This window comes from Amycolatopsis kentuckyensis, from assembly GCF_002155975.1.
In the GTDB taxonomy this organism is placed as follows: Bacteria; Actinomycetota; Actinomycetes; order Mycobacteriales; family Pseudonocardiaceae; genus Amycolatopsis; species Amycolatopsis kentuckyensis.
In genome coordinates this window covers 24428-33214 of record NZ_MUMI01000170.1, presented here as the reverse complement: position 1 = coordinate 33214, position 8787 = coordinate 24428, and the positions used below count along the sequence as shown (strand labels likewise).

The window sequence follows — 8787 nt, the reverse complement described above, 5'->3', positions numbered from 1 at the left end:
ATTCGCTTTCCCCCGGCCGCGGTGATCAGGAGTGCGGCCGGGGGAAAGCGAATTCGGGCAGCCATGAAGAACCCTTCCGGGAGCATTCTCGGGGGAGGTGCGGCCCCTGCGCTGGAACCCTTCGCCGGGGACGCCTCGAGTGACGTCCGATCCGGCGGCACGGCGAAGGCTACGCCGGGAAATCGGTTACCGGAAGCACCTCAAGACGGCGTAAACATCTTCGTGCACAGCGTGTGAGCTGCTGGATTGCAGGTTACTGGCGAGTTCGGTCCCGGGTTGTGGCACGGGCGTCCGAGATCGGTCACGCTGTGCTATCGAGGCCTCACCCTTGCGGGGGAGTTTGTTTCCCTGCCATTCACATTGTCCGCTCACATCGTGGACCGGACAATTGCGCTCGCGCGCACGATTCCTTTAGCTTGGCCGCACCTTCGAGCGATCGGGAAAGGAAACGCATGCGCCCTTTGGTGAGGTGGTTCACGGCCTTGACGGCCGCGGTGTGCGTGCTGCCCGGCACCCCCGCCGCGGCCGGGGCCGCCGTCCCGGACGCCCGGGCCGACGACGGCTCCCACGTCGTCGCCCAGACCACTGTGGACGGTGACGCGCGGGTGCTCGACCTGACCGTGCGCTCGACCGGCGTCGGGGCGTACGCGATGGTCCGGCTGATCCTGCCGGAGAACTGGGCCGACCGGCGCTGGCCCGCGGTCTACCTGCTGGCCGGCGAGACGCGGCTGCAGGACTACCGCGGCTGGAGCGCGAACACCGACGTCCGGCAGCTCGCCGACGACGCCGGTGTCCTGGTCGTCATGCCCGGCTCGGGATCCGCCGGTTTCTTCAGCGACTGGTGGAACTACGGCAAGGACGTCGTGCTCAACCAGTGGGAGACCTTCACCGCCGTCGAGCTCCCGCAGCTGATCGACCGCGGCTACCGCGGCGACGGCCGGCGCGCGGCCGCCGGCCTGTCCCTCGGCGGGTACGGCGCGCTCGAACTCGCCGCGCGGCGCCCGGGCGTGTTCCGGTACGCGGCTTCCTTCAGCGGCAACCTCAACCCGGCCGGCCCCGGCGGTGACCTGCTGACGAGCGCGATCGTCACGTCGGCCCACCTCGACCCCGAGGCCCTGTGGGGCGACCGGCGCCGGGAGGCCGCGCGCTGGGAGGCGCACGACCCGCTGGTGAACGCGGACCGCCTGCGCGGCACCGAGCTGTACCTCTCGGCGGGCAACGGGCTGCCGGGCCCGCTGGACGCCAAGCTCCCGATCGACGTGCTGCCCGGCGCGATGCTCCTGGAGTTCCTCTGCGGCGCCCAGACGACGGCGATGGCCGGCCGGCTGCGCGACCTCGGTGTCCCGGCGACGGTGGACCTCTACGGGCCGGGCACGCACCAATGGGCCTACTGGCAGGAGCAGCTGCACAAGACGTGGCCCCGGATGCTGCGGGTGCTGGCGTCGTGAAGCCGTCCTACGTGGTCACGGGCGCGGCCGGCGGCATCGGCCGCGCGTGCGTCGCCGAGCTGGTCCGGCGGGGCGCCCACGTGTGGGCGAGCGTCCGCACCGACGCGGACGAAGCGGAACTCGGGCGCGCGTACGGCGACGCGGTCACGGTCCTGCGGATGGACCTGCGCGACGAGGAGTCGATCGCCCGGTGCGGAGAGCGTGTCGCGGCGGCGGGACCGGTGCGGGGCTTGGTGAACAACGCCGGCCTGGCGCGGCCGGGGCCGCTCGAGCACGTGCCCCTGGACGCGTTCCGGGAGCAGCTGGAGGTGAACGTGACGGGGCAGCTGGCGGTGACGCGCGCGATGCTGCCGGCGCTGCGGCGCACGGAATCGGCGCGCGTGGTGACGATCGGCTCGATCGGCGGCCGGATCGCGGGGCCGGTGGTCGGGCCGTACCACACGTCGAAGTTCGCGCTGGTGGGGTTGACGGACAGCCTGCGCGCGGAACTGGCCCCGGAGGGGATCCGGGTGGTGCTGGTCGAGCCGGGAGCGGTGGCCACGCCGATCTGGCCCCGAGCCCGCGCGGCGGCGTCGGAGGTGAGGGCCGGCCTCTCACCGGCGGCGCTGGAGCGGTACGGAGACCAGCTGGCGGCGGCGGAACGCAGCGCGGCCCGCTCGGCTCGCACGGGAGTGCCTCCGCGCCGCGCGGCGGAGACGGTGGTCCGGGCGCTGACGGCCCGCCGGCCGGCACCGAGGTACCTGGTGGGCCGGGACGCGCGGGTTGCGGCGGTGCTCGCGAGCTTGCCGTTCCGCTTGAGGTACCGCCTGACGGCGGCGAAGCGATGAGGGGACTACCCGGCCGCGGTCGGGGGAGAGGGCAGCGATGAGCCGCCTGGTCGTGATCGTCGCGCCGGGCTCGCGCGGCGACGTCCAACCTTGCGTCGCCCTCGGCCGAGGCCTTGCCACCCACGGCGATCGCGTCCGCATCCTCGCCGCGTCCGGGTTCCGGGCGCTCGTCGAATCCCATGGCCTCGGCTTCGCGCCGCTCTCCGCGGACCCCGCCGCCATCCTCGGCTCGGCCGCCGGGCAGGCGTGGACCGCCGGTCCCCGTCGCCACTTCCTCTCCGGGTTGCGGGCGGTCCTGGGGCCGGTGCTCGCCACGCTCCTCGCCGACGTCCACGCCGGGGCCGCCGGGGCCGACCTCGTGCTCGCCCCGTCGCTGGGCTTCCTCGGCGCGCACTTGGGCGCCCACCTCGGCGTCCCCGACGTCGAACTGCACTACCAGCCCAGCGTGCCGACCCGCGCCTTCGCGCACCCGCTCCTGCCCCGCGCCGCCCGGCTCGGTCCCTGGGGCCGGCAGCTCAGCTTCACCGCCGTCGACGCACTCGCCTGGCAGGTCCTCCGGCCCGAGATCGACCGGTGGCGCGTCGAGACGCTCGGCCTGCCCAGGACCGGGCCGAGGGGCCCGCGGCGGCGGTCGGCCGTCCTGTGCGGGTTCTCCGACGCCGTCGTGCCGCGGCCACCGGACTGGCCCGGCCGCGTGCACGTCACCGGCTACTGGTTCCTCGACTCCGCGAACCCGCCCACGGACCCCCGGCTGCGCGACTTCCTGGCCGCGGGACCGCCGCCCGTCTACGTCGGTTTCGGCAGCATGCGGCCCGCCGACGCCGAGCGGACGTTCGAGGTCGTCCGCACGGCGCTGCGCCGGGCCAGGCTGCGCGGTGTGCTCGGCACCGGGGTCGACGCCGACGACCTGCTGGTCGCCGGGGACGTCCCGCACGAATGGCTGTTCCCGCGCACCGCCGCCGTCGTCCACCACGGCGGGGCCGGGACGACCGCCGCCGGGCTGCGGGCCGGGGTCCCGGCGCTCGTCTGCCCGGTCTTTTCCGACCAGCCCTACTGGGGCGACCGGGTGTCGCGGCTGAGTGCCGGCCCGAAACCGTTGCCGCTTCGGGACTTCGACGTCGAAACGCTGACCGCGCGGCTGCGGGAGCTGACCGAGAACCCGCTGTACCGGCGCGGCGCACAGTACGTCGGTGCACGCCTGCGAGCCGAGGACGGCGTGGCCCGTGCGTGCTCGGTGCTGCGTGCGGGCTAGGGGCGGCAGCGCCCGGGATCACGCAGCGCCTTGTTCCCTTCTGGTGCGCTCACTCCACGAGATCACACCGGGGAACAGCAGCCCGGCCGACACCAGGATCAACCCGACGGTGATCCAGCCGGCCATGCCCCATTGGATGCAGAGCAAGCCGAGAACCGGAGGAGCGACGGCGTTGGCGACGCCGGTGCCCATGGTGAACAAGCCGGAGTACTCACCCTGTGCGTGCGGTGCGGCGAGCGAGTAGCTCAGTTCATACCCTGCGGATCCGTGCCAGATCTCGCCGATCGAGTGGACGACGATGCCGGCCACGAGGAGGACCGCTGCGGCGAGCCACGGCATGTTCGAGGACAGACCGATCAGGACAGTACCGCAGAGAAAAGCGCTTCCGGCCCGGCGCATGGTCACCCCGGCCGAGCGCGGATCTCGGATGTGTCGGCTCGCACGGACTTGAAGCGCTATGACCATCAGGGTGTTGACCACGATGGCCGCGCCGACCAGCCAGCGGGGTGCGTCGGTGTGCTCGACCACCCATAGAGGCAGAGCGAACAGCAAGATGCCGTACTGGATCGACATGATGGCGTTCAGGATGTTCACGACGATGTACGGACGATCCCGTAGGACGACCCACGTGGCGGCTTGGCGTACTGTGCGTGTCGGGGTGATGCGGGGCAGTCTCAACACCAACGTGGCCGCCAGGAAGAAGCTGGCCGCGTTTCCGGCGATAAGGACGATGAACGCTTCCCGGGTGTCTATCTGGATGGCCACTGCGGCGAGGCCTGCTCCGAGCATGACGGCGAAGTTGACGATGGCGCGCAAGTACGCCCGGAACCGGACCGGATCGTCTCCGGCTATTCCCCGCACCAAGGGGCCGCGGGTGGCTTCGCTGGCGGCGGCCGCCAGTTCGACGCAGCAGATCGACACGACGAACCCGGCGAATCCCCGAATGAACATCAGCGACGCCATCGCCAGCCCCTCGGCGGCCAAGGCGACAGCGTAGGTCTCCCGGGCTCCCAGGAGGTCGGCCAGGTGGCCTACCGGAATGCCGGCCAAGAGACCCACCAGTGCGGCCGCGCCCAGTCCGATCCCGACGTCTCCGACGCTCATGGCCATCGAACGCGTGAAGAACAGGGCGCTGCTCGTCATGAACAAGCCGCTGCCGAGGCGGTTGATCAGGGTTATGGCCGCGAGAACCCGTTGTGCTCCGGATCCGGGGACGATTCCGCGTTGCACGAGCCAGGAAAGCACAATGGACTCCGGTGGGCGTGCTGGTGTGTGGTCCGGGCGAGACCCCGAGGCACTCGCGATGTGCCCCGGGGTCTCCTGGGTGCCGTCACCATCAGGTGTGGCGTGGTGGTTCTACTCGCAGTTGACGCGCATCTTCGAGCGCGGCGCAACTGCGATCTCCTCGACCTTCAGTTCCTGCTTCTCCTCGAGCAAGGCGTCGAGCTGCTCGTCGAAACTCGCGATCGCCGTGTCTTCACCCATGGGGAATTTCACCTCCTTCCTTCGGCTGGTGCCGGTAAACCCTCGGCTCCCCGAACAGGCTGGGCCCCAGCGGTCGTCGGTTCACGACCGAATCCAGCGCTCGGGAAGGCGAAACACGCGAAGTAAGTGTTCCTTCTCCCGAGCGGAGCCAGTGTTCGAACCGGAGTACTTCCGCCAGTTCGGGTGCGTGTGCCGCAAGGTGCTGCTCGATCAAGGCCGCGATTTTCCCGCGTGGCAGGCCGGCGAGGTGCTTCCCTGGTCCGAGCCGGCCGAGGGCTTCGAAGAGGTCAAGCAGGCTTTGGCTTTCCCCCAGCGCGGCGAGGGTCATCGGAAAGTCTTCGAAGAGTGCGGTGCCCACCCAGGTCAGGGCCGACGCTGTCGAGTACGGCAGCGGGCCGGCCGCCTTGTAGTACGTCGAAAATATCTCGGGATGTTCGGCGATGAGGTCCCAAGGCTCGCCGTCGTCGCCGACCGTGGCCTTCAGCCAGCGGGCGTACGGGCTCTCGGGGTCCAAGGTCAGGTCGAGTGGCTGGTGAGTGGACACTCGAGTCCCCGGTACCACGCGAAGCCCTTGCACCCGGCAACAGCCGGGATCGACGACCGACGCCAAGGCGGCTTGCGCGAGCGAGCTTTCGATCGACATCCGGCTCTCGCCGGGAAGGTCGACGAGGAAGTAGAACGTCGGCGCGATGCCTGCGGTTTCGTGCCATTGCACGAGGTCGATGAGGTGGGGATAACGGCGAGCCCGTTTGCCGATCAAGGAGAGCGACCGATCGTCGACGGAGTCGAGGCCGACCAGGATGCTCCGGCAGCCGGATCGCGACAGGGCTGACAGCAGTTCCGGGTCCACCAGGTCGGCGCGGGTCATGCCTGACCAAGTCACCTCGCGACAGTGGGTCTCGAGGGCGGTGGTGAGCGACGAGACGAAGCCGCGATTGAGGGTCAAGGTGTCGTGGACGAAGTGGACGTTCGTGCAGCCCCGCTCGCCGAGCAGGCGCACCTCCCGAATGATTTGGTCGACAGGTTTGTGCTGCACCTTGCGGCCGAGAGCGGCGGGAATGGAGCAGTACGAGCAGTCGTAAGGGCAGCCTCGGCCGACTTCGACCAGTCCGGTCGGCCGGCGGCTCACGCGTGCGTACCGCTCGAATTCCGGTGCCAGGTCGTACGCGGGTTCTATCCATTGGTCCGCGGGAAGTCCCAGGTACTCCTCTCCGGTGCCTTGAACCACCTCGTCCACGAACGGGAACTTCTCCAGCAGCCGGCTTCCGAGGAGTGTCGCCTGGTGGCCGCCCAGGATGATGCGGACGCCCGGGAGCAATGCCTTAACCCGGCGCGCGACGGGAAGGACCACGGGGAGATCCACGCACTGGACGGAAAAGCCGTAGGTGTCGGCGTTCAGGCGGGCCAGCCGCCGCGCGGAGGCCTCCACGACCTCCGCGCCTGCCGGAAGGGTGCCTTCGGCGAAGTCCAGGGCCAGATCGACGAGCTGGACGTCTGTGCATCCCACCGCGCGCAGCGCCGCTCCGACGAGAAGCAGACCGATCGGTTCCGCGAGGTGGTACGACTCGCCCACGGCGAGGGGTGGCTGGACCAGGACGATCTTGCCGTCGAACACTACGCGCCGGCTTCGGCCAACTGCAAGACCGGTTCAAGCACGCCCAGCTCGTCGATGGGCGCGAGGACCTGGGCGAGCCGCCGGAAGTGCTGCACCGGGGCGTCCGGGCGGCCGTTGAGGTGGTCGAGCAGGGTGAGGGCCTGGGCGAGGTTGTCGCCGACGCGCACGATCTTCAACCGATCGCGGCTCATGAAGAGCAGGTGTGTCCGGGCGGGCTCTTCCACCGGTTCCCGGAGCCAGGGAAGTCCGCCGGTGGAGTGGAACAGCCGAGCGGCGGGGTGGAGCCGGAACGGTCCGTCGAGCTGCTTCGCCGTCCTCGGCCCCACGGGCGGAGCGACCGAGATTTCATGCACCAGACGCTCGAAGCGGAATACTTCCAGCAAGCTTTCCGGTGCCGGGTCGGTGCGCATGCTGTCCTCGGCGAACGCGACGAAACCCTGCCAGAGTTCGGCGTCGCGAATCCCCACAAGACCGGGCCGCGGCGAGTTGCGCCGAGCCACGAGGTGCTCGCGGAAGCGGTTGAACAGGCCGAGGTAGCTGATGCCGAGGTGCTCGGCCAGGCCGGTGTAGGTCCGCCCGTACACCTCGAGGAGTTTGCAGTACCCGAGGGAAACGTCAACGCACAGGGCGAGGTCTCCGTGGTCCGGGGTGACGACTTGGAAGGACTGGAAGATATCGGGCAACGACGCGACCAGATCCTCGTCCTCGGCCAGACGGTGGCCGTCCTCGAACTCGATTCCCTGCGAGAAAGCGGTCGGTGCGTCGTCACCGCGGTATTCGAACCGGTCGGCCAGCCGGAGGGCGAGAGCGGTACCGGGCAGGGGGGACATCAGCTGAATGAAGGAGTTGACGCTGCCGATCTCCAGGAACCGGGCGGCCATCTCCATGGTGGCGTTGAGATCGCCGAGAGTCTCTTCGGGGGTGCCCACCACCATCGACAGGGACGGGAAAATGCCGCTGTCCACGGTCCAGCGGACGCGCTCGGTTGTTTCTTCGGCCACCCCGCGGCGGAGTCGCTTGTTCATCCGGGCGAGAGTCTCCTCCGACCCGGATTCGATGCCGTAGAGAAGCTTGTGGCACCGGGCCCGGCTCATGAGCGAGAGCAGCTTTTCGTCGACTTCGTCGATCCGGCACCGGCATTGCCACGGCAGTTCCAGGTCGGCTTCGATCAATGCGTCGCACAGTTCTTCGACGAACTTGCGACGTGCGGTGAAGAGGTCGTGCACGAAGTACGCCTCGAAGATCCCGAACCGTTCACGGTAGTCGCGGAGCTCGTCGACGATCGACTCGACGCTGCGATACCGCACCTTGCGTCCGTTCAGCAACGTGGTCTGGCAGAACTCGCAGTTGAAGGCACAGCCGCGGCCGCTGTCGATCAAGATCGTCGGGACCTGGCTGTGGCGGAAGTAGGTTTCCAGGTCGTCCACGAGGTGATACGCGAGGGGAAGCAGCTGGTCCATGTCGGAGACGCGCTCGTCACCACCCTGCCACCTGATCCTTCCGCCCTGACGCCAGGTGAGTCCCGGTATCCCGGTCCAGGCGCCGGAGCCGCCGAGAGCACGCGAAAGCTTGGGCACCGTCAGCTCGGCTTCTCCGCCCAGAACCGCGTCGACGAAAGGAAACGCGTCGAGGTAGCGGCCGCCGAGAAAACTGACGTCGTGGCCGCCGAGGACGATCGCGACGTCTGGGCGGATCTTCTTGATCCGCCGGGCGATGTTGATCGACGTCGGCCCGGTGGAGCACTGGGTACCGAACCCGACGACGTCGGGATCGCTGCTCAATATCATTTCCGCGCACACGTCGTACATGTGGGCGTCCGAGGATAGTTCGCCGGTTTTCAGCTTCAGGACGAAATCCTCGACGGCAACCTGGTTTCCGTCGGCCTCGAGATACGCGGCGATGGAGAGAAGCCCCAGCGGGGGAGCCACGTAACCGGCTGCTCGGTCGCGCTTGTCGTCGAACGGCGGGTATACCAACGACCACTTCACCGCAGCCTCCGTATGTCGGTAGAGGAATTCGCTGTCGCCGGCTGGTCACGCCCTTCGCGGAAGGACGGTTGATTCCTCGTCGGCGAAGTCACTCGAACGGGCGAACCCGGCTGTGGTCATCGGCTGCGAGCGCTTCGCGAGCGCGGCGTCGGTGGCCCGAGGATGCGGAGAA

General features: G+C 69.2%; 7 protein-coding genes. 3 read left to right on the top strand and 4 right to left on the bottom strand.

The genetic code is table 11. From position 1 onward, the window contains the following. Nucleotides 1–452 precede the first annotated feature (452 nt). Genes CCN39_RS17290 through CCN39_RS17280 form a run of 3 tightly spaced genes read left to right on the top strand, consistent with a single transcriptional unit; the run spans nt 453 to nt 3527 of the window. On the top strand, nt 453–1448 hold the full coding sequence (locus tag CCN39_RS17290; RefSeq protein ID WP_244210829.1) for an alpha/beta hydrolase: 996 nt from the start codon (nt 453–455) through the stop codon (nt 1446–1448). Further along, nucleotides 1445–2275 carry an SDR family NAD(P)-dependent oxidoreductase gene (locus CCN39_RS17285; protein WP_086843199.1) on the top strand — a complete coding sequence of 277 codons (831 nt, stop codon included), beginning with the start codon at nt 1445–1447 and terminating at the stop codon, nt 2273–2275. The genes CCN39_RS17290 and CCN39_RS17285 overlap by 4 nt, the downstream gene beginning before the upstream one ends. A gap of 37 nt (nt 2276–2312) precedes the next feature. After that, complete coding sequence (locus CCN39_RS17280) at nt 2313–3527, top strand: glycosyltransferase (protein ID WP_086843197.1); 1215 nt, start codon at nt 2313–2315, stop codon at nt 3525–3527. Nucleotides 3528–3545: 18 nt separating this feature from the next. On the opposite strand, the gene CCN39_RS17275 is transcribed toward CCN39_RS17280, so the two are convergent. From CCN39_RS17275 to CCN39_RS17265, 4 genes are all read right to left on the bottom strand, one after another. Continuing rightward, nucleotides 3546–4772 carry an MFS transporter gene (locus tag CCN39_RS17275; protein ID WP_208630254.1) on the bottom strand — a complete coding sequence of 409 codons (1227 nt, stop codon included), beginning with the start codon at nt 4770–4772 and terminating at the stop codon, nt 3546–3548. Nucleotides 4773–4883: 111 nt separating this feature from the next. Then, entirely contained in the window at nt 4884–5012 is a 129-nt protein-coding gene (locus CCN39_RS52595; protein WP_279629578.1) for a hypothetical protein, read from the bottom strand. Then, entirely contained in the window at nt 5005–6627 is a 1623-nt protein-coding gene (locus CCN39_RS17270) for a B12-binding domain-containing radical SAM protein (RefSeq protein WP_086843193.1), read from the bottom strand. The genes CCN39_RS52595 and CCN39_RS17270 overlap by 8 nt, the downstream gene beginning before the upstream one ends. Beyond that, entirely contained in the window at nt 6627–8615 is a 1989-nt protein-coding gene (locus CCN39_RS17265; RefSeq protein ID WP_086843191.1) for a B12-binding domain-containing radical SAM protein, read from the bottom strand. Before CCN39_RS17265 ends, CCN39_RS17270 begins: the two co-directional genes overlap by 1 nt. Nucleotides 8616–8787 lie beyond the last annotated feature (172 nt).

What these genes read in the sequence shown, in the direction of transcription:
- CCN39_RS17290 (WP_244210829.1), top strand. Translation starts at nt 453, where the DNA reads ATGCGCCCTTTGGTGAGGTGGTTCACGGCCTTGACGGCCGCGGTGTGC.
- CCN39_RS17280 (WP_086843197.1), top strand. Translation starts at nt 2,313, where the DNA reads ATGAGCCGCCTGGTCGTGATCGTCGCGCCGGGCTCGCGCGGCGACGTC.
- CCN39_RS52595 (WP_279629578.1), bottom strand. Translation starts at nt 5,012, where the DNA reads ATGGGTGAAGACACGGCGATCGCGAGTTTCGACGAGCAGCTCGACGCC.